Source organism: Pseudomonas hunanensis, assembly GCF_013393325.1.
GTDB lineage: Bacteria > Pseudomonadota > Gammaproteobacteria > Pseudomonadales > Pseudomonadaceae > Aquipseudomonas > Aquipseudomonas putida_P.
Window position 1 is genome coordinate 1 of the sequence record NZ_QJRC01000084.1, and the last position, 24746, is coordinate 24746.

The window sequence follows — 24746 nt, forward strand, 5'->3', positions numbered from 1 at the left end:
CTGTGGGAGCAACTGTCTTCTTGTGGAAGCTGGCCTTGCTGGCGATGGGGCGCGTAGCGCCCTTGGCCCGGCTCTGCCGGGCATCGCCAGCATGGCTGACTCTTACGGATGGGCCACCTGCTCCTGCCAAGGTGTTCCGGCCTTTAGCATCGCATTCAGCCGTATGATCAAGACCCGCATGCACGCCACTATCGCCACCTTCGCGCATTTCCCCTCGGCCCGCAAAGCCGCATAGCGGGCTCCGAAGTCTTGGTTGTATCGGATGACGATCCAGCAGGCCATGTACAGCGCTCGCCTGACACGTGACCGGCCACCCCAGATCTCGCGCTTGCCCGCGTGTTTGCCGCTGTCTTGGTTGAACGGTGCAACACCCACCAGTGCCGCGATTTCCTTACGGTCCACCTGGCCCAACTCCGGCAGCAGAGCCACCAGCTTGGTTGCCGTGACCAAGCCAATGCCTTTGACCTCCAAGAGGCGTGGGACACGGTCGTCATTGAGCTTCACGGCCTGTTCAGCGATCTCGAGTTCGAGCGCTTTGATTTCACCTTTCAGGTAAACAATGTGGCGCTCCAGACGGAAGCAGACGCTGGTTGACTGGGCCTGCTTCAGCCGACGTTTGTCATCGTCACGTTGCTGGACGAAGCGATCCCGCTGCATCAGCAACTCGCGCAGCAAGGCCCGTTCAGGCGTCATTACCGTATACCGTTGAGGCGGCAGCACTTCGGCGAAGTGAGCCAGCACCGCAGCGTCGATGGGGTCGGTCTTGGCTTGTTTACCCATGGATTTGGCAAAGGCCCGGACGCGGCTGGGGTTTATCCGGTACGCCGGAAGACCAGCGTCATGTAGAGCCCGCAGGACGTTGCATTCGTAACCGCCGGTCGCTTCAAGGATGATTGCTGAAACCTGATACTCGCCGAGTTTTTCGACAAGCTGACTGAATCCGTTCAGGTCATTGGAAACATTGAAGTTCAAACCTTCGGGGCGGATGTGCACGGCAAGTGTGGTGCTGGAAACATCGATGCCGACAGAGGAAAACATGGCCAAACCCTCTTAGACTCAAGGAGTGAGAGCGCTTTGGCTTGGCCCACGCTTGTGGTTCGAGATTTGGCCCTCATCCAACTGTTCGGGCTCTCGCCAAAGTGGAACGGTGAATGGCAGCTTGTGCTCCCACACGTGCTCGAGGCACCTCGGGCTATCAACTTGCCATTCACCGCTCTCACCTTAGATTCTATTCCCTCCTCAAGACACAAGCGGGCTTGCCCGCGAACACGGGCGAAGCCCGTGCCAGCCCGCCCCACCTCACCAGCTGTAACTCAACTTGGCCGTCACTTCGCGCCCGGGGTTGTAGTAGTTCGCCGTCCCCGACCCAACCACATGTTGCTCGTCGAACAGGTTGCTGACATTCAGCGCCAGGTCGGTCCCCTTGGCGATCTTGTAGTTCAGCGCCGCGTCGAACAGTGTTGTGCCGTCGCTCTTCTTGGTGTTGGCAGCATCCATGTAGTAGGCACCCACGTACCGCGCGCCCAGACCCACGCTCACATCCGTGCCCGGTACGTCGTAATAGCTCCACAGCGATGCGGTGTGCTTCGGTGCAGTGGCAAATTCATTGCCCTTGAGCGAGTCGCCGTTCCACAACGACCCGCGCAGCACCTCGGACTCCATGTAGGAGTAAGCACCGATCACGCTGATGTCTTGCGTGACTTGCGCCTTGGCTTCCAGATCCAGACCGCGCACGCGTGACTCGCCCACTGTCTGCTGCTCGATGATGCCGCTTGGCAGCACCACGGCAATGGTCACGTTCTCCTGGGTCAGGTCGTAAACGGCAGCCGAGAACAGTGCGTCCATGCCCAAGGGCGAATACTTCACGCCCACTTCATACTGCCTGCCCGTTTGCGGCGTAACGCCAACTTGCGGGGGTGATACGGACTCCACCATGCTCACATAGGTAGAGACTTCATCGTTGACGATATAGGTCAGTGCCGCGCGATAAGAGGTTTCGGAGAAGTTGTCCTTTTCCGTCTGCTCGCCACCGATGTACTCCTTGCTGGACAGGTCCATCGAGTCATTACGCACGCCTGCGGTGGCGATGACGCGGTCAAAGAACGACAGGTTCTGCTGCAGGAACACCGCTTTGGTGGTGGCATCATTCTTCTTGCGGGTATAGGGCGTGATGCCGCCTGGCACGCCGGTGAATACCGGGTTGGCGATGTCGATGGATGGCGCCAGGCCGTAGACCGAACTCTGCTTGGTCGTCGAGTCGAGGTACTCCACGCCCACCAGGGTGCTGCTGTCGATATGCTCGAATTGGGCATCGTACTGCAGCATCAGGTTGCCATTGAGCTGATCGGCATCACTGTCGGTGCCGAAGATGTAGCGTGGAATCGTAGTGCCGACACGCGAGGTGCTGTCGCTCAGGTACGCGTAGCCAAAGTCATCGCTCAGCTCGCTGTAACGCAGGTTGCTGCGCAATACGAAGCCATTGTCGAAGTCGTGGGTGATGTTGCCGCTGAGGCTGGTGCGCTCCACATTGTGGAAGTTGTAGCTGGGCTCGCCATAGAAATCGCTGCGGTCGTATTCCTTGTCCAGCGGGTAGCCGCCACTGTTCGGCGAGCTATCGGTTTTCAGGTAGTCGAGCACCATGGTGGCCGAGGTAAAGTCGGTGGGCGCCCAGGTCAGGCCGCCCATCACGAACCGGTTGTCGTCCTGGGAGTGGTCGTACTCGCGGTCGCTGTTCTGCATCTTGGCCGTGAAGCGGCCGGCCAGGGTTTGCTCGTCGTTCAAGGCATCGCCTACATCGATACCGGTTTCGGCATGGTTGTAGGAGCCGTAGGTCACGTAGCCCTGGCCAAACTTCTCGAAGCGCGGTTGCTTGGTCACGAAGTTGACCGAGCCACCTGGGTCTGCCGGGCCGAACAGCGTGGAGTTGGCACCGCGCAGAATTTCTATGCGCTCGTAGGCGTAAGGGTCTTCACGCACACCGCGCATCGAGCTGAGGGTCAGGCCGTCACGGTAGGTGGTGGCCTGAAAGCCGCGGATCAGGAAGTAATCGTTGCGGTCGTCCGAACCGTAGTAGTCGCTGACCACGCCGGGGGTGTACTGCAGCGCCTCTTCGGTGGTGCTGACGCTGCGCTGCTGCATTTCCTTGTTGGTCACCACAGACACGGAGGCTGGCGTGTTGAGGATGCTGGTCGCCACCTTGCCGCCTACCCACAGCTCCTTGGCAACCACCGAGTTGCTGTCTTCGTCGGCGCTGGCTTTGACCTTGGCATTGATGATGACGGGCGCCAGGCGGTAGTCCTCGGTCGCCCCCAGCTCCAGCGGGCCGGCAGGCTTGGGCTGCGGTACCACCAGGTAAGCACTGGGGCCTTGCTGCTGCGCCTGAAGCTCGGTCCCCTGCAACAACTGCGAGAGTGCCGCCGACGTGCCCAGCGTACCTTGCACACCTGCCGTGTTGCGGTCGGCTATGCGCTGCGCGTCGAAGGACAGGCTAATGCCCGCCTGGCGTGCAAAGCGGTCAAGCGCCGGCGCCAGTGGGCCGCCAGGAATGTTCCATTGCTGCGCCTGGTTGCTGTGTTCAGCAGTTGCAGATTGCGCAAGGGCAGGCAGCGCACAGCTACTGACAACCAGGCCCAGGAAAGCACCGTGCACAGCACGACTCAATGGGTGGCGCTGTGGAACCGGGGTCGAACTCATTTTTCTCGCTCCGTAGAGGGGTCGGCGGGCTGGCCTGTATTCCGGCCTTCTCTACAAGCCGAACGAGAATGATAAAACACCTCATTTATTTTTAGATCGTTGCACGGACCCTGGCCGTTTCAAGGTCGCCCTTCGGCCATCAGCCCCTCCTGCATGGCAGGCAGTGGCCGGCTCAGCAACACGCCGACCAGCAGCGCAAACAGCAACGCCGCCACGCCCGCGACCTGTAACACAGCCTCGAAACCGCCCATGAATGCCTGGCGGGCCAATGGCGCCACCGCCTCACGCAAGCCTGGCTCAAGCAGGGCCAGCGCCGCCTGCAAGTCGCCCGCTGCAACCCGCGTGGCCATCGCGGCAACCTGGCTCGATTGTGCGGGTGCCACAGTGGCCATGGCCTCCTGCAGCAACTGCCCGCTACGGGCAGCGAGCACACCCCCGAGCACACCAATGGCCAGCACGATCGCACCAAACCGCGTGGTGGTGCTCAGGCCCGAGGCCATACCGGTACGCTCACGCGGTACGCAGGCCATGATGTTTTTCTGCGTATCGCCATTGAGCAGCCCGGCGCCCGCCCCCAACACCACGCTGGCCAGGGCGAATGCCCCATAACCGCCGTGGCGCGTGGCCCAGGCACACAGCAAGTTGCCCGTGCCCACCAGCACCAGGCCCAGCGCAAACACCTGCGCCGGGCTGCAGTGGGCAGCCAGGCGCATGCCCAGGCGCGGCGTCAGCAGCATGGCAACGGCGAACGGCAACATACCCGCCCCCGCGGCCAGGGCCGACAGTTGCAGGCCGTTCTGCAAATACAGCGGCAGCAGGGTCATCATCACCTGGGCGCAGGCGGCGTAGGCAAACATGCCCAGCAGAGCCCCTACAAAACGCCCGCTACGCATCAGTTGCAAGTCGATCATCGGCCGCTGCTGGCTGCGCTCGACCATGATGAACAGGCTGAACAGAAAGGCGCTGATCACCAACCGGCCAAGGGTTTGCGGGCTGCCCCAGCCCACCTGGTTGGCATCGATCATCGCCCAGATCAGGTAGCCCAGGCTGCCGGCGAAGGTCAGGCTGCCCCAGGGGTCCAGGCGTGCCGCCGCACTGTCGCGAGACTCTTCGATACTGCGCATGACCATTACCGCCAGCAGTGCCACCAGCGGCAGGTTGATGTAGAAGATCCAGCGCCAGCCCAAGGTACTGGCAATCACCCCGCCCAGCAGCGGCGCGAAGGTGATGGTGGCGCCCATGCAGGCGCCCCAGAAGGCCCAGGCACGCATGCGTTCTTGTGGCTGATGGAACCGGTTGCCAATCGCCGCCAGGGCCGAGGTAAGCAGCAACGCAGCGCCTACCCCCTTGGCGGCTCTGGCCAGGTCGAGAAACAGCAGGCTGGGCGCCGCACCGCAGGCCAGCGAAGCCACGCCGAACAGCACCAGGCCGAGCAGCAGCATGCGCCGCCGGCCGAAGCGGTCGGCCAGGCTACCGGCGGGCAACAGGCAAGCGGCGAAGGCCAGCAGGTAGGCGCTGACTACCCATTCGATGTCGGCGAACGAGCCGGACAGGTCTCGCGCGATACTGGGCAGGCTGACCGCAACAATGTTGGTGTCGAGGATGATCAGGGCGCAGACCAGGGAAGCGGTAAGCAAGGTAAAGCGTGCTGAAGGGGCAGGCATGGCAGGCTCCAGAAGCAGGCTGGTCGTATCAGCGCCAGCCTTGTAGTGTTGACTCCACCATAACGCCGCCAACACCAAGCCTTGTTAGCCCCGGCGGCCTGCGTCATTACCCTGTAGGTAACACCCATGGAAATCCGCCATTTCCGCTACTTCCTCTGCGTCGCCCGCCACGGCCATTTCACCCGGGCCGCCGAGCAACTGGGCATCGCCCCGCCCACCCTCAGCCGGCAGATCCAGGACATGGAGCGCGAGCTGGGCGTGCGCCTGTTCGAGCGTAACCAGCGCGAGGTCAACCTTACCGCCGCCGGCCAGGCGCTGTTGATCGAGGCTGAACAGGCCGTGCGCCAGTTCGACGCCGCACAACTGGGCGCGCAGCGCGCCGCCCGTGGCGAAAGCGGGCGCATCGAGCTGGGCTACGTGGCCTCGGCCGCCTACTCGGGCATGCTTCAGCAGCAAGTCAGCCACTACAGCGAAACCTGCCCCGGCGTGCGCCTGAATATCCGCGAACTGCCCATGGCCGATCTGCCCGGCATGGTTCGCGATGGCCTGCTTGACCTGGCCTATGTGCGCTCGCCCATGGAGCTGCCGGAAGCACTCGAAGCCATTGCCTTGCGCCAGGAAGGCTTTGTGCTCGCCCTGCCCGCCAGCTCGCGCATCAATGAAGTACCACAGATCCCGGCCGCGCGCCTGGCCAATGAAACCTTCATCCTGCCCGAGCAGATCTCCGGCACGCTGGAGGTGGCCGCGCAAGGTGGTTTCGTGCCACGGCTCGGCCCGCAACCTGGCAGCCTGGTGGCGGTGATTACCCTGGTGTCCCTTGGCCAAGGCATTGCCGTGGTCCCGGAATCGGTCGTGCAGCGCATTAGCCTGCCGCAGGTGAACTTCCGGCAAATAGTCGACTGCCAGGCCAGCTCGTGGCTGAGCCTGATCCATCGACGCTTCGAAAAAGCGCCGGCAGTGATGCGGTATGTGCAAAGCGTGATGGGCGGCACTTGATGGCTGCTCAAGCGCTCGGATCGTCTGCAGTACCCAAGGCATAGAACTCATGCAGCTTGGCTTGCAGCAGTGCCTTGTCTGGCAAGCGCGTTTGATACTCGGCAATCAGCGCGGGGGACAAACTGCGATTGAGTGCGTACTCAACCACCTCGTCGTCTCTGCTGGCGCACAGCAACACACCGATGGCCGGGTTTTCATGAGGCTTACGCTCATTGCGGTCCAGTGCTTCAAGATAGAAATCCAGCTTGCCCAGGTACTCTGGCTCGAAGCGACCGACTTTCAGTTCGATCGCTACCAGGCAGTTGAGGCCACGGTGGAAGAACAGCAAGTCGAGTGCGAAGTCACGGCCGCCGACCTGAAGCGGGTATTGTGAGCCGACGAAGCAGAAATCCCGGCCCAGCTCGATCAGGAACTGTTTGAGCCGGTCCATCAATGCGCAATGCAGGTCTGATTCGGCATGCACACCAGGCAGACCAAGAAATTCGACCATGTAGGCATCCCGAAAAACGTCCATGGCCGCAGGATAGTTCTGCCTCAGCGCTGCCGAAACTTTTGCCGGGTTAGCAACGCAGCGCTCATACAGAGCGGCTTTAAGTTGACGCTCAAGCTCACGCCGCGTCTACGCCTGGCAAGCCCCACGCCGACCGCTCGTGCTGCCAAACAAGTGTTTCAAAAAAACAACGGGCACCCATCCACGAGTGCCCTTTGCCCTACCACCCGGTGAACTCAATCACCCCATCGACCGCGCCCCCACCGGTTGCGCATGGCCCCGCGAGGTCACGATCCCCAGGAAGGAAATCACGATCGCCAGGCCCAACGTGGAACTCACTTCCGCCCGGTGCTCAGGCGTGTACATCATCACCGCCAGCGCCCCGGCAATGAAGATGATCACCGCCCAGGTCAGGTACGGGAACAGCCACATGCGAAACTTCAGCTCGGTGTTTTCCCGCTCCAGGCGGCGGCGCATGCGCAGCTGCGAGATGGCGATGACCATGTACACCAGCAAGGCAATGGCGCCGGAGCTTGCCAGCAGGAACTCGAACACACCCTTCGGCGCGAAGTAGTTGAGCACAGCGATGGCCGCACCGATCAGCGTGCTGCCGAACACCGCGGCACGCGGTACACCGACCTTGGAGGTCTTGTTGAGGAAGGCCGGGGCGTCACCGCGCTTGGCCAGCGAGTACATCATCCGCGAAGCGATGTAGATCGACGAGTTCATGCAACTGGTCACGGCCACCAGCACCACCAGGTCGACCATGAACGCCGCGTTGGGGATGTTCATGATTTCCAGCGCACGCTGGTACGAACCCACCACCGCCAGCTGCGGGTCGTTCCACGGCACCACCGAGATGATCACGAAGATCGACAGGATGTAGAAGGTGCTGATACGCCAGATCACCGAGCGGGTGGCCTTGGCGATGTTGCGCGATGGGTCGCTGGACTCGGAGGCCGCGATGGTCACCGCCTCGGTGCCGATGAAGCTGAACATCACGGTAATGAACGCACCGACCACGGCCGACCAGCCCTTCGGCGCAAAGCCGCCGTACTCGGCCATCAACCCGCTCAGCCCGCTGACCTCACGGTTGGGCAGCCAACCCATCAGCGCGGCGAAACCCAGGCCGATGAAACCCAGAATGGCGGTGACCTTGAGGATGGCGAACCAGAACTCGAACTCGCCGTACTTGGCCACACTGAACAGGTTGGTACCAGCCAGCAGCAGCACCGAAGCCAAGGCGAAGATCCAGCTGTCCACCTGCGGGAACCAGGCGTTCAGCACATGCCCGGCGGCCAGCGCTTCGATAGGGATGACCAGCACCCAGAACCACCAGTACAACCAGCCGATGGTGTACCCGGCCCAGCGGCCGATGGCCTGGTCGGCATAGGTGGAAAACGATCCGGTGTCAGGGTGTGCCACGGCCATTTCGCCGAGCATGCGCATGACCAGTACCACCAGGGTCCCGGCCACGAAATAGGAAATTATGGTTGCTGGCCCGGCTGCCGCGATGGCATGGCCGGAGCCTACGAAAAGTCCGGCGCCGATGATGCCGGCGATGGACAGCATCGTTACATGACGTGGCTTGAAACCTTGTGCAAGGTTGCCATCAGATCCCACGGTGTTCATTGATGTTGTTCTCTTTTTGCTGACACAAGGATGGACGGGCAGGCGTAGGCGAAAATATCTCCTTTGAATTCAATAAGTCGACAGCTTACTCGCGTTCTGTTGTTGATCTTTGGCACGCATCACAGAGCAGCTGTCAGTGCAGGACGGGCTTCATTTAAGCCCCGCATGGCTGTGGGTAATTACACGAGAACGCCCCGGAACTGTTCGATCACGACAGGGCGTTTCCATTAACGCCAGATGTCGCGAATGGCATGCCCGATCGCGTCACCGGGCCGTTTGGCGCTTTTGTTTTTCATTTGGATGTGTGTTGCCTGCACTGGCCCTATCGGTCAGATACAAAAAAGCCCCGGTTTCCCGAGGCCTTCCTTGCAAAGTCTTGAACCCGCCTTAACGCACCAGGCAAGGCCGCTTGTTATCGAAGCACCACCCCGGTATCAGGTACTGCATCGCCACGCTGTCATCCCGCGCGCCAAGGCCCATGTTGCGGTAGCACTCATGCGCCTTGGCCAGTTGGTCTTCATCCAACTCCACCCCCAGCCCTGGCCGCGCCGGCACCCGCACATGCCCGTCGACAATACGCAGCGGCTCGCGGGTCAGGCGTTGGCCGTCCTGCCAGATCCAATGGGTGTCGATGGCGGTGATCTCACCCGGCGCCGCAGCCGCCACCTGAGTGAACATCGCCAGCGAAATGTCGAAGTGGTTGTTGGAGTGGGAACCCCAGGTCAGCCCCCAGTCGTTGCACATCTGCGCCACCCGCACCGAACCCTGCAAAGTCCAGAAGTGCGGGTCGGCCAGCGGGATGTCCACCGACTGCAACTGGATGGCATGGCCCATCTGTCGCCAGTCGGTGGCGATCATGTTGGTGGCGGTGGGCAGACCAGTGGCGCGGCGGAACTCGGCCATCACTTCACGGCCCGAGTAACCGTTCTCGGCACCGCACGGGTCTTCGGCGTAGGCCAGCACGCCGTGCTTGTCGCGACACAGGGCAATGGCCTCTTGCAATGACCAGGCGCCGTTCGGGTCAAGAGTGATGCGCGCTTCGGGGAAGCGCTCGGCCAAGGCCGTTACCGCTTCCATCTCTTCTTCGCCGCGCAATACCCCGCCCTTGAGCTTGAAGTCGCTGAAGCCATAACGCGCCTTGGCGGCCTCGGCCAGACGTACCACCGCCTCCGTGGTCAGCGCCTTTTCGTGACGCAGGCGGAACCAGTCTTCATCGCTATCGGTTTCGTTGCGGTAAGCCAGGTCGGTCTGCTGACGGTCGCCGATATAGAACAGGTAACCGAGCATCTTCACTGCATCGCGTTGCTGCCCCTCGCCCAGCAGTGCCGCCATCGGCACGTTCAGATGCTGGCCGAGCAGGTCGAGCAGCGCCGACTCGATGGCGGTCACCGCGTGCACGGTGATGCGCAGGTCGAAGGTTTGCAGGCCACGGCCGGCCGAGTCGCGGTTGGCGAAGGTCTGGCGCATGGCATTGAGCACACGCTGGTAATGGCCGATTGGCTGGCCGACCACCAGGCTGCGGGCGTCCTCCAGGGTTTGGCGAATCTTCTCGCCGCCGGGCACTTCGCCAAGGCCGGTGTTGCCGGCGCTGTCGCGCAGCACCACCACGTTGCGGGTGAAGTACGGGCCATGGGCGCCACTGAGGTTGAGCAGCATGCTGTCATGGCCGGCGACGGGGATCACGCGCAGGTCGGTGACCACCGGGGTGCTGGTGTGAACGGCTGGGTTGGTCTGCATGTTCATGGTTGTTGTCTCGCAGTCATCAGTGGGTCTGGCCCAGGGCCGAAGGGGCCTTGAGGTCATCGGAAGGGGCGCCTTTGGGGCGCATGCGTACGAAGAAGATGGCGATGGCTGCAAGCACCGAGGTTACCGCCAGGCCGTACAGCCCACCCTGGATCGACCCGGTTTGCTGCTCCAGCAGGCCAAAGGTGGTGGGGGCGACGAAGCCACCGAGGTTGCCGACCGAGTTGATCAGGGCAATGACCGCTGCCGCGATACGGGCATCCAGGTAGCCCTGGGGGATTGGCCAGAACAGCGACGACGCCGACTTGAAGCCAATCGCGGCGAAGCACACCGCGACGAAGGCGAACACCGGCCCACCGGTAGTGGACATGAACATGCCGATGGCGGCGACCAGCAGGGCACCCGCCACCCAGGCCTGCTGGAATTTCCAGCGTGTGGAACCGGCGGCGAAGGCGTACATGGCCAGGATCGAGATCAGCCACGGGATCGAGTTGAAGAACCCGACCTGCATGTCACTCAGATCGCCCATGCGCTTGATGATGCTCGGCAGCCAGAACGTGGCGGCATAGATGGTCAACTGGATGCAGAAGTAGATCAGGCAGAACAGCACGATCTGGCGGTCCTTGAGCAGGCTCCAGGCCGACGGTTTGACAGCGCCAACGGCCTCGCGTGCTTGCTGCTCGCGGTCGATGGTGGCGACCAGTGCGTCCTGTTCGGCCTTGCTCAGCCACTTGGCATCTTGCGGCTTGGAGTCGAGCCAGAAGAACACGAAGAAGCACAGCACCACCGAGGCCATGCCTTCGATGAACAGCATCCACTGCCAGCCATGCAGGCCCAAGCCCTGAAGCTGCATCAGCGCCCCGGCCAGCGGCCCGGAAATCAACGAAGCCAGTGCCGAACCGCTGAGGAAGATGGCAATGGCCTTGCCGCGCTCGGCAGCCGGCAACCAACGGGTGAAGTAGTAGATCACCCCTGGGAAGAACCCCGCTTCGGCCACACCCAGTAGAAAGCGCAGCACATAGAACTGGGTTTCGTTCTGCACAAAGGCCATGGCCGTGGCCACCAGCCCCCAGGTGAACATGATGCGGGTCAGCCACAGGCGGGCACCGACCTTTTGCAGCAGCATGTTGGAGGGCACTTCGAACAGTGCGTAGCCGATGAAGAACAAGCCGGCGCCAAAGCCGAAGGCCGCAGCGCTGATGCCCAGGTCACTTTCCAGGTGCGGGCGGACAAAGCCGATGTTGACGCGGTCGAGGTAGTTGACGATGAACATGATGACGAACAGCGGCAGTACGTGGCGCTTGACCTTGGCCACGGCGCTGGCCAACGCGTCGCCGTCATGTCGGCCAGACGGAGCGAGGGTGTCGTTCACTTGCGGATCTCCCACTAATTGTTTTTGTGCGGGTCGAGGTTGTCTGACATGGCAGTGGGGGTGAGCATATGCGCCGCGCAGTTGTACGACAAGCTCACTAACGTCGGTAAATCCTCAAAATACAAGCAATCACAATGGCAATCTGCTTCGATTATGCAAAAACACTTAACCTACGCGTTGACTTGATCACGTGAAAAACCAGCAAAAAATATTTCTATCGATTAACTTGTCATACAAGTACAACAATCAGCGGATGGCACATGGAACCCGAACACGCCCGTAAACGCGGCCACAGCCGCGCTCATGACCTGGTTTCCAGCCTGACCCAGCACATTTTGCTGGGCACCTTCAAACCGGGCGACAAGTTGCCCTCGGAAAACACCCTGGTGCGCGAGCACGGAGTCAGCCGCACGGTGGTGCGCGAAGCCTTGTCCAAGTTGCAAGCTTCGGGGCTGGTGGAGCCGCGCCACGGTATCGGTACGTTCGTGATGGAGCGCCAGGCCCAGGCCGGCCTGCGCGTGGCGGCGGAAAGCGCGGCGAATGTGCGTGATCTGCTGGAACTGCGTATTGGCCTGGAGGGTCAGGCCGCCGCATTGGCCGCGCTGCGCCGTGACGAGGGGCAGCTGGCACGCATGCGCCAGGCGCTGGATGACTACCAGGACCTGGCCGCAGCTGGCGACAGTTGCATCGAAGCCGACCGGCGCTTTCACCTGCTGATTGCCGAGGCCACTGGCAACCTGTATTTCACCGAGATGCTGCTGCAGCTAGGCAACGGCCTGATCCCGCGTAACCGCATGGCCCTGGCCGAACGCTCCGGGGCCAAGCTGGCGCGGCAAGCCTACCTGGCCAACCTGGAGCACGAGGCGATCCTCAATGCCATCCGCCGACAAGACCCGGATGCGGCGCGGGCGGCGGTGTGCCTGCACCTGTCCAACAGCCGCGATCGGTTGCTGCCAGATTGATAATCATCCGACTGGCGCATCCCCCCTGTGTAGGAGCGGCCTTGTGTCGCGAAAGGGCCGCGAAGCGGCCCCCGGTCATCAGCTATATCGCATAAATCGGGGGGCTGCTTCGCAGCCCTTTCGCGACACAAGGCCGCTCCTACAAGGGACCGCATCTGGCCGGTTTTCAAGCCAACGCCCGGTCCACCAGCACCTGCAGGCGCCCCTGCGAACAGCGCTCCACCCGGGCCACCACGCCATACACCTCAGCCAACAACCCCGGCTGCAGCACATCCCCCGGCGCCCCGCAGGCCACCACCCTGCCCTCACGCAACACCACCAGCCAATCTGCGTGGCTGGCTGCCAGGTTGATGTCATGCAGCACCGCCACCGCCAGCAACCGATGCGCCTGCACGCGTTCGCGCACAGCGCCCATCACCCGCAACTGGTAATGCAGGTCCAGCGCACTGGTCGGCTCGTCCAGCAACAGCACCTGTGGGTTGCGTGCCAGCAACTGGGCCAAGGCCACCAGCTGCCGTTGCCCGCCAGACAAACTGTCCAGCGAGCGCTCGGCCAAACCCTCGATGCCCAACTGGCGCAACGCATCGAAGGCGCTGCCCAGCAGATCGCTGCCAGCGCTCACGCGCAAGGCCGCAACAATGCTTTCCAATACGCCCAAGGCGATACCCGGCGGTAGCTGCTGGGGCATATAGGCCAGGCGACGTGAGCGCTCGGCAAAGCCCAGGCGCGTCACATCCTGCCCATCCAGGCGCAAACCACCGCGCATCCGCTCCAGCCCTGCCAAGGCACGCAACAACGTGGATTTGCCCGCACCATTTGGCCCGACCAGCGCTACCAGGCTGCCGGCCGGCAACGCCGGCAGGCTCACCCCCTGCAGGATCTGCCGCGCGCCGTAGGCCACCGAAACACCCTCGATCAACAGGCTCACAACCTTCTCCCCCGGCGGAACACCAGCACCACGAATACCGGCACGCCCACCAACGCGGTAACGATGCCCACCGGCACGATCACCCCCGGCAAGATCGCCTTGCTGACAAGCGACGACAGCGACAGCATCAACGCCCCCACCAGCGCACTGGCGGGCAGCAGGAAGCGTTGGTCCTCACCGACCAGCAGCCGGGCGATGTGCGGCCCGACCAGGCCGACAAAACCGATGGTGCCGACGAATGCCACCGCCGTTGCCGACAACAGGCTGATGCGCAGCAGCGAGGCAAAACGCAGGCGCCGGGTATCGACGCCAAAACTGCGCGCACGGTCCTCGCCCATGCGCAGCAAGGTCATGGCCGGTGCCGCCCGTAGCGAGAACGGCAACAGCAACCCCAGCACCAGGGCCAGCATGCCAAGCTTGTGCCAGTCGGCGCGGGCCAGGCTACCCAAGGTCCAGAACACCAGTTGCTGCAGCACATCCTCGGTGGCCAGCAATTGCAGCAACGAGACCAACGCATTGCAGCTGAACACCAAGGCGATGCCAAACAGCACCAGGCTCTCGACCCCGGCGCCACGCAACCGCGACATGGCCTGCAACAGCACCACCGACAGGCAGGCGAAGATGAACGCCATCACCGTCACCTGGGCGCTCGGCGCCAGCCAGGCAATGCCCAGTGGGTAGGCAATCGCCAGCGAGGCGCCGAGTGCCGCCGATGACGACACACCCAAGGTGAAGGGGCTGGCCAGCGGGTTGTCTAGAATCGCCTGCATCTCGGCACCGGCAAGCGCCAAGGCCGCCCCCACCAGCACCGCCATCAGTGAGTACGGCAGGCGCACGTTCCAGATGATCACCCGCTCGGTGGCACTCAACGTCGCCGGGTCGAAGACGCCATGCAGCAATTGCCCCAGGCCCATGCCCGAGGCACCGCTGGCCAGGTCGCCCAGTACCGACAACAACAGCAACAACGCCAGCGTGAAGACCAGCAAGGCCCGCCGCCACAACAGGCGACGATAATGCCAGGCTGCCAACGCCGCGCCTTCGTGGGCCAGCGCGGTCACCTGGCATCGACCCAGTACTGGCCGTCCAGGCCGACCTTGAGCATGCGGTTGATTTCACCCATGGTTGCCTGCGGGTCGAGCGCCTTGAAACGCTCCGGGTGTACCCATCGGGCCATGGCCTCGACCGCCAGGATGTTGAACGGCGAGTTGTAGAAGTCATGCCACAAGCCATGGGCCTGGCCAGCCTGGATCGGCCGCAGCGGGGCGAACTCGGGGCGCGCGGTGATCTTCGCCAGGCTCTGGCGTGCCGTATCGGTGGAGACGCCAGCCCCCAGCAGCACCCCGGGCGCGCGGTTGCCGGTGGCGATGTACACGTCCGGGTCGGCTTGCAACACGTACTCGACACTCACATCACCCAGCGCCCCAGGCACCACATCGGCACCAATGTTGTGCCCGCCTACGGCTTCGACCACGCTGCCCAATCCGCTCTTGCCAGTGGTGTGCCCCGGTGCCTGCCACACGCCAGCCAACAGTTCGAGAAACACCTTGGGCCGCTCGCTTTCCTTGATCCTGGCCACGCCGTCGGTTACCCGCTTCAGGTGACGGTCGTACAGGTTCAGGTACTCCGCCGCCTGCGGCTCACGCCCCAGCAGCGTGCCCAGTGCCTGCATGCTCACCCGGGTATTGCGGATCGGGTGCACGCGAAAGTCGATGAACAGCACCGGCACCCCGGCCTTTTCCAGTAGATCGGCCACCGGGCTGTGCTGGGTCGGGCCCTCACCGGCGATGCTGAAAATGGCCAGGTCGGGCTTGAGCGCCAGTATCTGCTCAGCGCTCACGCTCTGCTCGGACGCCTGGCCGATCAGCGGCAACTTGGCCACTTGTGGGTACTGCTGCGCATACACCTCATAGGTATGCGGGTCGAGCAGGCGCATGTCGTTCTGCCAGCCAACCACCCGCTGGAACGGGTTGTCACGGTCAAGCAAAGCCAGCGCGAAGAACAGCCGCCCTTCGCCAAGCACGATGCGCTGAGGCGGGTGGTCGACCTCGACCTTGCGCCCGAGCACGTCGGTCACTTGCACGGCGCTGGCAGGTTGGATGAAGCCGAGGCAGGTAGCCAACAGCAAGACAGGCAGCAAACGCTGCCAGAAAAGGGGAGTCGGGCACATCGGGGCATCCTCTTGAAGAGAATCAATCGCAACAGAGCGGGGCATTCTAGCCAGCCGCCCTGTGCTGCCGATGTGCGCGAATGTATTGGCTTGTAGGGTGGCCGTTACATCCAGCCGCCCTCACCTATCCTCACCAAGTCAGGCAGATCTTGCCGAAATGCCGGTTGCTCTCCTGGTAACGGAACGCCTCGACGATCTGCTCCAACTCGAAATGCTTGTCCACCACCGGGCGCAGGCCGTTGGCATCGATCGCCCGCACCATCGCCTGCTGCTGCGCACGGCTGCCTACCAGCACCCCTTGCAGACGAATCTGCCGCACCAGCGCCTGCACCAGCGGCAACTGCCCAGCCACCCCGGTGAGGATACCGATCAGCGAAACATGCCCACCGATGCGCGCGGCAATCATCGACTGCTCCAGCGTCGCCGGGCCACCCACTTCGATCACATGATCAACCCCGCGGTTGCCCGTCAGCTCACGCACTTTCTCACCCCAGGCCGGGGTGCTCTTGTAATTGATCAGGTGGTCGGCACCCAACGCTTTCAGGCGCTCCAACTTGGCATCGCTGGACGAGGTGGCGATCACTGTGGCGCCGGCCAGCTTGGCGAACTGCAAGGCGAAAATCGACACACCGCCAGTGCCCTGCACCAGCACCGTGTCGCCGGGCTTGAGGTGATCATCACTCATCAGCGCGCGCCAGGCGGTAAGCCCGGCGGTGGTCAGGGTGGCCGCTTCGGCATGGCTGAAACCCTTGGGCGCCAGGGTGAACGCAGTGGCACGGGCGGTGACCTGCTCTCGGGCGTAGCCATCGAGGCCGTCGCCAGGCACCTGGGCAAAGCCCTCGACATTGGCCTGGCCATCGAGCCAATCGGGGAAGAAGGTGCTGACCACGCTGTCGCCGACCTGGAACTCGGTAACGCCAGCCCCCACCGCGACCACCTCACCGGCGCCATCGGCCATGGGGATGCGCCGCTCGCTCGGGCCCCACATGCCGCTGACCACGGCGAAATCGTGGTAGTTGAGGGAGCTGGCGTGCAGGCGCACGGTGATCTCGCCGGCCTTGGGGGCCAGGGCCTCGCTGGTGCCGACCTCGACCTTGTCGTAGCCGCCGCCGGGTTGTACGTAGATGGCCTTGCTGGTCATGGGTAGGTCTCCGTATCAGAAGAAAGAATGGGGTTCAGCATAGACAGGTCCGGCCCTTTCGCGGGCATGCCCGCGAACAGGCCCGCATTGCCAATACAAGAATCAGCCCAGCATCACCTTCAATGCCTGGCAATCGGCCGCATGCCAATCCACCAGCTCCGGCCACGGGTTATCCGGCAGGTTCACCAGCACCGTGCGCGCCCCCGCCGCCCGTCCACAGTCCAGGTCAAAGCGGTAATCCCCCACCATCACCAGCTCACTGGGCGCCACGCCCCAGGCACTGGCAATTTTCAGTAACCCATCCGGGCTCGGCTTGGGCGCCGCTTCGTCACGCCCGAGAATGTGCTCCACCGCGAAGCAGTCCGCCAGGCCGATGGCCTCCAGCGTCACATGCGCAAGCTCACGCGCATTGCGGGTAAGAATACCCAGCCGGCAACCGCGCTCGGCCAGTTCGCGCACCAGTTCCACCGCCCCGGTGGCCGCCGTGGAGGCAACCGCCAGGTCCCGCTCGTGCTCCAGCAACCAGGCATGCTTGGCTGCCGCCTCATCAGCCGGCAGCGCCGCCAGGTGGGTGAGGATGTCGTGCTCGGCCGGGATGTCCAACGCCACGCGAATGGCGGCAAAGTCGTGCACCGCCACGGTCAAGGTGCCGTCCATGTCGAACACCCAGTTGCGCACCTCGCCAAGGAGGCTCATGCCCAATCCTTGCGATGACGAATCAGGCCTTCCTGGCTGGACGATGCCACCAGTTGCCCGGCCTGGTTGAAGATGCTGCCGCGGCAGAAACCACGGGAATTACCGGCCCAGGGGCTATCGGTTGCGTACAGCAGCCATTCGTCAGCGCGCAGGTTGCCATGGAACCACAACGAATGGTCGAGGCTGGCGATCTGCATGTCGCGCTGCCACACCGACTTGCCATGGGGCAGCAGCGCAGTGGTCAGCAGGCCGAAGTCCGAGGCGTAGGCCAGCAGGTACTTGTGCAGGGCGGGTACGTCAGGCAGGTTGCCGTCGGCGCGGAACCAGGCGTACTTCACCGGGTCACCGGGCTTGGGGTTGAACGGGTCACGCTCAGTGACCGGGCGGATCTCGATCGGCTTGGCGCACAGCACTTTGTCGCGAATGCGCTCGGGCAACTGGTCGGCCATGGCGCGGGCCAGTTCGACTTCGGTCGGCAGGTTTTCCGGGCCGACCACCTCTGGCATCTGCGCCTGGTGCTCGAACCCTTCCTCGTCGTACTGGAACGATGCGCTGCAGGTGAAGATGGTCTGGCCTTTCTGGATCGCCGTCACCCGCCGGGTGCTGAAACTGCCGCCATCGCGCACGCGGTCCACCGAGTACACCACCGGCAGGCTGGCATCGCCCGGGCGCAGGAAGTAGCCGTGCAACGAATGCACATGGCGCGCGTCCTCGACCGTCTGGCTGGCTGCCGACAACGACTGCCCCAGCACTTGCCCACCGTACAGCTGGCGGAAGCCCAGGTCCTGGCTGCGGCCACGGAACAGGTTCTCCTCGATGGCTTCGAGGCTCAACAGGTCGACCAGGTCGTCCAACACATGACTCATCGGGGGTTCTCCGTAGGAGCGAGCTTGCTCGCGATGCGCCGCCCGAGCGGCGCTCGATCTCACAGGCGCTGAACGTGCAACATGCAGCGCCTTCCAAGTGGGCAAATAATACAGGGTTTGTCATTCGTGCCGGGCATGGCCATGCATTCAGGGGCGCAGGGTGCGCTCCCAATGGGTGCGGTCGATGCGGTACAGCACATGCGGGCGTAGCGGGTGGCCCTCAGGCAGGCGGGGGTGCTCGAAACTGCCCTGCGCGTCCTGCTGCATACCGATGGCTTGCATGACCTTCTGCGACGGCAGGTTGCTCTCGCTAGTGAACGACACGACTTCCTCCAGGCGCAATTGGGCGAAAGCACAACGCAGGCAGGTCCACGCCGCCTCGCTGGCAAAACCCAGGCCCCAGTGACGGCGGGCCAGGCGCCAGCCAATCTCCACAGCGGGGGTGAAATCGGCCTCGAAGCCCACGTGCAGCAAACCGGTCATGCCGATGAACGCGCCGCTGTCCTTGCGCTCAAGGGCCCACAAACCAAAACCGTATTCATTGAAGTGCCCGCGCACCCGACCGATCAATGCAGCGGCTTCCAGACGCGTCAGGGGCGCCGGGAAGTAGCGCATCACCTGCGGGTCGGCGCACAGCGCGGCGAACTCGCGCAGGTCGTCGTCGTGCCATTGGCGCAGCACCAGCCGTGCGCTTTCCAGTTCAAGGATGGGGGTCATGGGGCCTGCTCCGGTTTTGCCGCCTTGCAGTGTACAGCGTAGGCGCGGGCTCGGCTTTCACCCAACCGGTAGCCGCCGAATGCAATTTTCACACGCCCTTCACCGGCCCCCGACAGGCCCCTCAGCACAATGCCGCCATCTCTGCCGCGCCAGACGCGGCCATGCCAACGGAGCTACGCATGCAATCGAGCAATACCCTGGGGCACGCTGCCATACACACCCGGCGCAAGCGGCGCCTGTCTCGCAAAGCCCTCGGTGCCGCCCTTGGCCTGTGCATGGTCGTGGCGGCGTTGACCACCTGGCTGGCGACGAGGACGCATATCGTGGACCTTGGCAACGAGCAACAACTGAGTGACAGCGGTTTACTGCAAGACTGGGCCGAAGGCGCGGTGATCGTGATGATCCGCCACGCCGAACGCTGCGACAGCGCACCCGGCCCCTGCCTGGACGACCCCACCGGTATCACCGTCAGCGGTAGCCAGGCCGCAACCCGTGTTGGCCAAGGGCTGAACCGGCTGGGCCTGCACAACGCCGACCTGCTGACCAGCCCGAAACTGCGCACCCGGCAAACCGCGCACTTCATCCTCGGTCAGGCGGTGGCCAGCGAAGGCTGGCTGGAAACCTGCGACAGCCAGTTCGCCAGCGAGGCGCTGGCGCGCAAACGTGCGGGGCACAACCTGGTGCTGGTGACCCACAACGGCTGCATCGACCATTTTGCCCGCCAGCAGAACGTTGCCGGTGGCGAGCGTCAAAGCAGCTACGCCAGCGCTTTGTTCGTGTCGGTGGATGGCGATGGCAAGGCGCGCATCCTAGGGCGCCTGAACGAGCCGGACTGGCAACGCGTATTGGCCAGCGCAGGACGATAACTGGCAAGATCAGCACTGGCCCCGATTGTGAACACCCCATGCCGCTGCCGCTGATCTACCACGAAGACTACAGCCCGGAGTTCCCCGCCGAACACCGCTTCCCGATGGACAAGTTCCGCCTGCTGCGCGACCACTTGGTCGACAGCGGGCTGACCACCGACCAAGCCCTGCTGCGCCCGGACATCTGCCCCAACGACATCCTCGCCCTGGCCCACGACCGCAGCTACATCGAGCGCTACATGAACGGCGAGCTGTCGCGCGAGGACCAGCGCCGCCTCGGCCTGCCCTGGAGCGAGGCGCTGGCCCGGCGCACCGTGCGCGCCGTCGGCGGCTCGCTGCTCACGGCCGAAATGGCCCTGCAGCACGGCATCGCCTGCCACCTCGCCGGTGGCACCCACCATGCCCATTACGACCACCCCGCCGGCTTCTGCATCTTCAACGACCTCGCGGTGATCAGCCGTTACCTGCTGGCGGCTGGCCGGGTACACCGGGTGCTGATTTTCGACTGCGACGTGCACCAGGGCGATGGCACCGCGCGCATCCTGCACGACACGCCAGAGGCCATCACCGTGTCGCTGCACTGCGAGCAGAACTTCCCGGCCCGCAAGGCGCAAAGCGACTGGGATATCCCCCTACCCCGTGGCATGGGCGATACCGCCTACCTGAAGGTGGTGGACGACGCCCTCAATTACCTGCTGCCGTTGTATCAGCCCGACCTGGTGCTGTACGACGCCGGCGTCGATGTGCACAAGGACGACGCTTTGGGCTACCTGCAACTGACCGATGCCGGCGTTGCCGCCCGTGACGAAGCCGTATTGCGCCACTGCCTGGGCCGCGATATCCCGGTGGTGGGCGTGATCGGCGGTGGTTACAGCAAGGACCGCGCAGCCTTGGCCAAACGCCACGGCATCCTTCACCACAGCGCAGCACGCGTCATCGGTTGTTCACAATGACTGTGGAACCGCTTGTGGATAACCTGCGGGAAAGGCGCTACAGCCCTTTGATGGCAAGGCCTGCAGACTTCTGAGCATTTTTTGACCAGTGCTTCCATGGCCAGCGCTGCGCTAGAATGCGCCTCTTTTCCACAGCCTGCTGCCCACCATGCCCGATCTGAACCCCGCATCCTCTCCCCTCGCTGTCGTCATCGGTGGCGGCCCTGCCGGCTTGATGGCTGCCGAAGCACTGGCCCAGGCAGGCCTGGCGGTCGAGGTGTTCGATGCCATGCCTTCGGTTGGGCGCAAGTTCCTGCTGGCGGGCGTCGGCGGCATGAACATCACCCATTCCGAGCCCTACTCGGCGTTCGTGGCCCGATATGCCGAACGCCAGGGCGAGATCGAGGCGTTGCTGCGCGACTTCGATGCGGACGCATTACGCCAATGGATTCACGGCCTGGGCATCGAAACCTTCGTCGGCACCTCGGGCCGGGTGTTTCCGACCGACATGAAAGCCGCGCCGCTGCTACGTGCCTGGCTCAAGCGCCTGCGTGACAACGGGGTAGTTATCCACACCCGTCATCGCTGGCTGGGCTGGAACTCCGATGGCGCCTTGCGGATTGCTTATCCACAGGGCGAACGGCTGGTGAAAGCCGCCGTCGTGGTGCTGGCACTGGGTGGCGCCAGCTGGGCGCGACTGGGCTCCGACGGCAATTGGCAAGCGCTGCTGGCCGAACGGGCTGTGGATATCTCGCCTTTGCAGCCGAGCAACTGCGGTTTTGAAGTGGACAGTTGGAGCGCCTTGCTCAAGGACAAGTTCGCCGGCGCGCCGCTGAAGAACATTGCCCTCAGCGTACCGGGCAGTGCACCGCGCAAAGGCGAGTTCATCCTCACCGCGCAAGGTGTGGAGGGCAGCCTGGTGTATGCCTGGTCGGCACCGCTGCGCGAGGCCATCAACCGTGACGGCCGTGGGCTGTTGTTGCTCGACCTGCTGCCGGACAAGCCTGTGGACAAAATTGCCCAGGCACTGGCCAAGCCACGCGGTTCACGCTCCATGGCCAAGCATCTGCACAGCCAGTTGGGTATCGATGGGGTCAAGGCGGCACTGCTGCGGGAGCTGACCGATCACGCGAGCTTTGCCGACCCGCAGGCGCTGGCCCGATCGATCAAGGCATTGCCGATCACGTTGGTGCGTACACGGCCGCTGGATGAAGCGATCAGTAGCGCCGGCGGGGTGCGTTTCGAGGGGCTGGATGAGGGGTTGATGGTCAAGGGCATGCCGGGGGTGTTCTGTGCCGGCGAAATGCTGGACTGGGAGGCGCCGACCGGGGGGTATTTGCTAACGGCGTGCTTTGCCAGCGGTTTGCGCGCCGGGCGAGCGGCGGCGGATTGGGTTAAGCCGGTTTCCTGAAAGATTGCAGGGGCTGCTGCGCAGCCCTTTCGCGACACAAGGCCGCTGCCACAGGTACGGCGCGGGCCTGAACTGTGTCGCGATGGGCCGCAGAGCGGCCCCGAAATCTCAGGGCTTACGCTTGCGCGGCCCACCATTGAAACTCGGCACCTTGCGCACCGCCTTGACTGCCGGCTCGGAATTACCCGCCTCAGAACTGTCCATCCAACGGCCCAGCCCGCGCTTGGCGCTGTTTTCTTTCGGCTTCTTGGGCTTCTTCGGTTTCTTGATCACCTGGCCACTGGCATCGGTCAGCGGCACCCGGTGATCAGGGATAAAATCAGGCTCTTCATGACGCGGCAGGGTCTGCCGGGTCAGCACTTCGATAGCCGCCAGCAGTTGCACTTCATCCGCGCACACCAGCGAAATCGCCTCGCCCTTGTTGCCCGCCCGCCCGGTACGGCCGATGCGGTGCACGTAGTCCTCGGCAACGATCGGCAGGTCAAGGTTGACCACCAGCGGCAAATCATCGATGTCCAGGCCACGGGCTGCCACATCGGTGGCCACCAGCACCTGCACTTCGCGGGCCTTGAAGCTGTCCAGCGCGCGCTGACGGGTAGCCTGCGGGCGGTCCCCATGAATGCCGTCGGCGTTCACACCTTCGGCCAGCAAACGCTGCACCAGTTGGTCGACACCGTTACGGGTCTTGGCGAACACCAGCACCTGGGTCCAGCGCTGCTTGCGCAGCAGGTGGCAGAACAGGTCTTCCTTACGCTTTTTATCCACAGGCACCAGCCACTGCTTGACGCTGGTCGCGGTGGCGTTGCGCGGGCTCACTTCGATACTGAGCGGGTCATTCAAGGCCAACCCCGCCAGCACGCGAATCTGATCGGAGAAGGTGGCGGAGAACAGCAGCGTCTGGCGCTTGCGGGGCAGCGCCGCGTAAACCGATTGCAGCTCCTCGGCAAAGCCCAGGTCGAGCATGCGGTCGGCTTCGTCCAGTACCAGGGTCTGCACCTGGTTGAACTTCACCGCGTTCTGCCGGAACAGGTCGAGCAAACGACCCGGGGTGGCCACCAGCAGGTCGACACCACGGCGCAGGCGCATCATCTGCGGGTTGATGCTGACGCCGCCATACACCGCGTAGGTGCTCAGCGGCAGGTTCTCGGCGTATTCGCGCACGTTGTTGTGCACCTGCTCGGCCAGTTCGCGGGTAGGTACCAGCACCAGCGCACGGATGGAGTTGCTGGCCACCTTTTCGCCTTCCAGCGCCAGGCGCTGCAGCACGGGCAAGGCAAAGCCTGCGGTCTTGCCGGTACCGGTCTGGGCTGCGGCCATCAGGTCGCGGCCGGCCAGCACGGCGGGGATGGCCTTGGCCTGCACCGGGGTCGGGGTGGTGTAGTCCAGCTGCTGCAGGGTACGCAGCAGCGGTTCGATCAGGCCGAGTTTGGCGAAATTCATGGCAATACCGTCGGGGGGTTCAGCGAAGGCGGCAAGTTTACCGCATCACCCCTGCCTACTTGCAGATTTCGCCTTTCAACGGCTGCGCAGGCGCCTTGCGCCACTGTGGAAGGCCAATCAGCACCACCGCACCGATAATCACCGCCATCGCCACGCACTCTTCGGCGCCAATCTGTTCGCCGGCGAAGACGATGCCCAACAGCACCGCCACCGCCGGGTTGACGTAGGCGTAGCTGGTGGCGGCTGCCGGGCGCACATGTTTGAGCAAATACATGTAGGCACTGAACGCCAGGATCGAGCCGAAGAACACCAGATAGGCCAACGCCCCCCAGCCGGCAGCAGTCGGCATCTGCGTCATACGCTCGCCCGACAGCACACTGCCCAGCAACAGTACCGCCCCCCCCACCAGCATTTCTGCCGCGCTGGCCATCGGCCCCTGGGGCAGCGGCAAGGTTTTGCTCCACACCGAGCCGAACGCCCAGGACGCCGCTGCGAACAGGATCAGCGCTGCACCCATCGGGCTTGCCTGCAGGTTGGAACCCAGGTTCAGTAGGCCGATACCCACCAGCCCCAGGGTAATGCCCGCCCACTCCAGCTTCGAATTGCGGTGCCCGAACAACAGGCCGAACAGCAGGGTGAACAGTGGCACTGTCGCCACGGCCAGCGCCGCTACGCCCGACGCCACGCCAGCATGCTCGGCCACGGTCACACCACCGTTGCCACAGCTAAGCAGCAAAAAGCCAATTGCCCCTGCCGCCCGCCACTGCGGCCAGGTCGGCGCGGGCACACCGCGCCAGCGCAAAAAACCGTACAGCAGGCCGCCGGCAATCAGAAAGCGCACCCCGGCCATGAGCATCGGAGGCCAGCTCTCCACGCCGATACGAATGAACAGATAAGTGGAACCCCAAACCAGGTACAAGGCCAGGAAAGCACCAATGAGCAACAGCGGGAAGCGACGGGCGGCAGGCATGGGAAAACTCGAAATCCGTTTACGGGTGCTTCAGTTTAACGGCCTGCCTGGGCGAAGATA

At 63.6% G+C, this 24746-nt stretch carries 20 protein-coding genes and 1 pseudogene; 5 read left to right on the forward strand and 16 right to left on the reverse strand.

Going from position 1 to position 24746, the window contains the following annotated elements; genetic code table 11:
* Positions 1 to 102 precede the first annotated feature (102 nt).
* From DM807_RS11110 to DM807_RS11120, 3 genes are all read right to left on the reverse strand, one after another.
* Complete coding sequence (locus DM807_RS11110) at positions 103 to 1038, reverse strand: IS110 family transposase (protein ID WP_179026968.1); 936 nt, start codon at positions 1036 to 1038, stop codon at positions 103 to 105.
* A 261-nt stretch (positions 1039 to 1299) separates the two neighbouring features.
* The gene (locus DM807_RS11115; RefSeq protein WP_069942903.1) at positions 1300 to 3693 is read right to left on the reverse strand and encodes a TonB-dependent siderophore receptor; all 2394 of its coding nucleotides are present in this window, start codon (positions 3691 to 3693) and stop codon (positions 1300 to 1302) included.
* 119 nt (positions 3694 to 3812) lie between these two features.
* On the reverse strand, positions 3813 to 5357 hold the full coding sequence (locus tag DM807_RS11120; protein WP_179027384.1) for an MFS transporter: 1545 nt from the start codon (positions 5355 to 5357) through the stop codon (positions 3813 to 3815).
* Positions 5358 to 5483: 126 nt separating this feature from the next.
* Here DM807_RS11120 and DM807_RS11125 point away from each other — a divergent pair, with 126 nt between their 5' ends.
* The gene (locus DM807_RS11125) at positions 5484 to 6353 is read left to right on the forward strand and encodes a LysR family transcriptional regulator (protein ID WP_060494252.1); all 870 of its coding nucleotides are present in this window, start codon (positions 5484 to 5486) and stop codon (positions 6351 to 6353) included.
* A 7-nt stretch (positions 6354 to 6360) separates the two neighbouring features.
* On the opposite strand, the pseudogene DM807_RS11130 reads toward DM807_RS11125, so the two are convergent.
* The 4 genes and pseudogenes from DM807_RS11130 to DM807_RS11145 all read right to left on the reverse strand — a co-directional run.
* A pseudogene (locus DM807_RS11130) lies at positions 6361 to 6972 on the reverse strand (PDDEXK nuclease domain-containing protein); the annotation flags it as partial.
* 111 nt (positions 6973 to 7083) lie between these two features.
* Entirely contained in the window at positions 7084 to 8475 is a 1392-nt protein-coding gene (locus DM807_RS11135) for an amino acid permease (RefSeq protein ID WP_012274292.1), read from the reverse strand.
* A 387-nt stretch (positions 8476 to 8862) separates the two neighbouring features.
* Complete coding sequence (gudD, locus tag DM807_RS11140) at positions 8863 to 10218, reverse strand: glucarate dehydratase (protein ID WP_071984711.1); 1356 nt, start codon at positions 10216 to 10218, stop codon at positions 8863 to 8865.
* Positions 10219 to 10237: 19 nt separating this feature from the next.
* Positions 10238 to 11590, reverse strand: a complete 1353-nt coding sequence (locus tag DM807_RS11145; RefSeq protein WP_060494254.1) for an MFS transporter — start codon at positions 11588 to 11590, stop codon at positions 10238 to 10240.
* Between the two features lie 260 nt (positions 11591 to 11850).
* Between DM807_RS11145 and DM807_RS11150 the strand changes: the two genes are divergently transcribed.
* Complete coding sequence (locus DM807_RS11150; RefSeq protein WP_069942906.1) at positions 11851 to 12552, forward strand: FadR/GntR family transcriptional regulator; 702 nt, start codon at positions 11851 to 11853, stop codon at positions 12550 to 12552.
* A gap of 166 nt (positions 12553 to 12718) precedes the next feature.
* Here the strand turns inward: DM807_RS11150 and DM807_RS11155 are convergent, their stop codons facing one another.
* The 7 genes from DM807_RS11155 to DM807_RS11185 form a co-directional block, all read right to left on the reverse strand.
* Positions 12719 to 13480 carry an ABC transporter ATP-binding protein gene (locus tag DM807_RS11155; protein ID WP_012274296.1) on the reverse strand — a complete coding sequence of 254 codons (762 nt, stop codon included), beginning with the start codon at positions 13478 to 13480 and terminating at the stop codon, positions 12719 to 12721.
* Positions 13477 to 14538, reverse strand: a complete 1062-nt coding sequence (locus tag DM807_RS11160; RefSeq protein ID WP_012274297.1) for a FecCD family ABC transporter permease — start codon at positions 14536 to 14538, stop codon at positions 13477 to 13479. Before DM807_RS11160 ends, DM807_RS11155 begins: the two co-directional genes overlap by 4 nt.
* Positions 14535 to 15647, reverse strand: coding sequence for an ABC transporter substrate-binding protein (locus DM807_RS11165; protein ID WP_012274298.1), 1113 nt, complete (start codon positions 15645 to 15647; stop codon positions 14535 to 14537). Before DM807_RS11165 ends, DM807_RS11160 begins: the two co-directional genes overlap by 4 nt.
* A gap of 130 nt (positions 15648 to 15777) precedes the next feature.
* Positions 15778 to 16788, reverse strand: a complete 1011-nt coding sequence (locus DM807_RS11170; protein WP_012274299.1) for a zinc-dependent alcohol dehydrogenase family protein — start codon at positions 16786 to 16788, stop codon at positions 15778 to 15780.
* A 102-nt stretch (positions 16789 to 16890) separates the two neighbouring features.
* Complete coding sequence (locus DM807_RS11175) at positions 16891 to 17484, reverse strand: HAD family hydrolase (RefSeq protein ID WP_012274300.1); 594 nt, start codon at positions 17482 to 17484, stop codon at positions 16891 to 16893.
* Positions 17481 to 18350 (reverse strand): acyl-CoA thioesterase II, encoded by an 870-nt coding sequence (tesB, locus tag DM807_RS11180; protein ID WP_012274301.1) that lies wholly within the window; start codon positions 18348 to 18350, stop codon positions 17481 to 17483. Before tesB ends, DM807_RS11175 begins: the two co-directional genes overlap by 4 nt.
* A 147-nt stretch (positions 18351 to 18497) precedes the next feature.
* Complete coding sequence (locus DM807_RS11185) at positions 18498 to 19067, reverse strand: GNAT family N-acetyltransferase (protein ID WP_012274302.1); 570 nt, start codon at positions 19065 to 19067, stop codon at positions 18498 to 18500.
* A 179-nt stretch (positions 19068 to 19246) separates the two neighbouring features.
* Between DM807_RS11185 and pmrG the strand changes: the two genes are divergently transcribed.
* The 3 genes from pmrG to DM807_RS11200 all read left to right on the forward strand — a co-directional run bounded on the left by pmrG (position 19247) and on the right by DM807_RS11200 (position 22276).
* Complete coding sequence (gene pmrG / locus DM807_RS11190; RefSeq protein ID WP_060494258.1) at positions 19247 to 19933, forward strand: lipopolysaccharide core heptose(II)-phosphate phosphatase PmrG; 687 nt, start codon at positions 19247 to 19249, stop codon at positions 19931 to 19933.
* A gap of 38 nt (positions 19934 to 19971) precedes the next feature.
* Positions 19972 to 20886, forward strand: coding sequence for a histone deacetylase family protein (locus DM807_RS11195; protein ID WP_012274304.1), 915 nt, complete (start codon positions 19972 to 19974; stop codon positions 20884 to 20886).
* Positions 20887 to 21034: 148 nt separating this feature from the next.
* Positions 21035 to 22276: a TIGR03862 family flavoprotein gene (locus DM807_RS11200; protein WP_179027385.1), complete on the forward strand. Its 1242-nt coding sequence runs from the start codon at positions 21035 to 21037 to the stop codon at positions 22274 to 22276.
* Between the two features lie 108 nt (positions 22277 to 22384).
* Here DM807_RS11200 and rhlE1 read toward each other — a convergent pair whose 3' ends face one another.
* Both rhlE1 and yedA read right to left on the reverse strand, forming a co-directional pair.
* Positions 22385 to 23716 (reverse strand): RNA helicase RhlE1, encoded by a 1332-nt coding sequence (gene rhlE1 / locus DM807_RS11205; protein ID WP_012274306.1) that lies wholly within the window; start codon positions 23714 to 23716, stop codon positions 22385 to 22387.
* Between the two features lie 55 nt (positions 23717 to 23771).
* Complete coding sequence (gene yedA / locus DM807_RS11210; protein ID WP_179027386.1) at positions 23772 to 24686, reverse strand: drug/metabolite exporter YedA; 915 nt, start codon at positions 24684 to 24686, stop codon at positions 23772 to 23774.
* Positions 24687 to 24746 lie beyond the last annotated feature (60 nt).

What these genes read in the sequence shown, in the direction of transcription:
- DM807_RS11110 (WP_179026968.1), bottom strand. Translation starts at nt 1,038, where the DNA reads ATGTTTTCCTCTGTCGGCATCGATGTTTCCAGCACCACACTTGCCGTG.
- DM807_RS11115 (WP_069942903.1), bottom strand. Translation starts at nt 3,693, where the DNA reads ATGAGTTCGACCCCGGTTCCACAGCGCCACCCATTGAGTCGTGCTGTG.
- DM807_RS11120 (WP_179027384.1), bottom strand. Translation starts at nt 5,357, where the DNA reads ATGCCTGCCCCTTCAGCACGCTTTACCTTGCTTACCGCTTCCCTGGTC.
- DM807_RS11125 (WP_060494252.1), top strand. Translation starts at nt 5,484, where the DNA reads ATGGAAATCCGCCATTTCCGCTACTTCCTCTGCGTCGCCCGCCACGGC.
- DM807_RS11135 (WP_012274292.1), bottom strand. Translation starts at nt 8,475, where the DNA reads ATGAACACCGTGGGATCTGATGGCAACCTTGCACAAGGTTTCAAGCCA.
- gudD (WP_071984711.1), bottom strand. Translation starts at nt 10,218, where the DNA reads ATGAACATGCAGACCAACCCAGCCGTTCACACCAGCACCCCGGTGGTC.
- DM807_RS11150 (WP_069942906.1), top strand. Translation starts at nt 11,851, where the DNA reads ATGGAACCCGAACACGCCCGTAAACGCGGCCACAGCCGCGCTCATGAC.
- DM807_RS11165 (WP_012274298.1), bottom strand. Translation starts at nt 15,647, where the DNA reads ATGTGCCCGACTCCCCTTTTCTGGCAGCGTTTGCTGCCTGTCTTGCTG.
- DM807_RS11170 (WP_012274299.1), bottom strand. Translation starts at nt 16,788, where the DNA reads ATGACCAGCAAGGCCATCTACGTACAACCCGGCGGCGGCTACGACAAG.
- DM807_RS11175 (WP_012274300.1), bottom strand. Translation starts at nt 17,484, where the DNA reads ATGAGCCTCCTTGGCGAGGTGCGCAACTGGGTGTTCGACATGGACGGC.
- tesB (WP_012274301.1), bottom strand. Translation starts at nt 18,350, where the DNA reads ATGAGTCATGTGTTGGACGACCTGGTCGACCTGTTGAGCCTCGAAGCC.
- DM807_RS11185 (WP_012274302.1), bottom strand. Translation starts at nt 19,067, where the DNA reads ATGACCCCCATCCTTGAACTGGAAAGCGCACGGCTGGTGCTGCGCCAA.
- pmrG (WP_060494258.1), top strand. Translation starts at nt 19,247, where the DNA reads ATGCAATCGAGCAATACCCTGGGGCACGCTGCCATACACACCCGGCGC.
- DM807_RS11195 (WP_012274304.1), top strand. Translation starts at nt 19,972, where the DNA reads ATGCCGCTGCCGCTGATCTACCACGAAGACTACAGCCCGGAGTTCCCC.
- DM807_RS11200 (WP_179027385.1), top strand. Translation starts at nt 21,035, where the DNA reads ATGCCCGATCTGAACCCCGCATCCTCTCCCCTCGCTGTCGTCATCGGT.
- rhlE1 (WP_012274306.1), bottom strand. Translation starts at nt 23,716, where the DNA reads ATGAATTTCGCCAAACTCGGCCTGATCGAACCGCTGCTGCGTACCCTG.
- yedA (WP_179027386.1), bottom strand. Translation starts at nt 24,686, where the DNA reads ATGCCTGCCGCCCGTCGCTTCCCGCTGTTGCTCATTGGTGCTTTCCTG.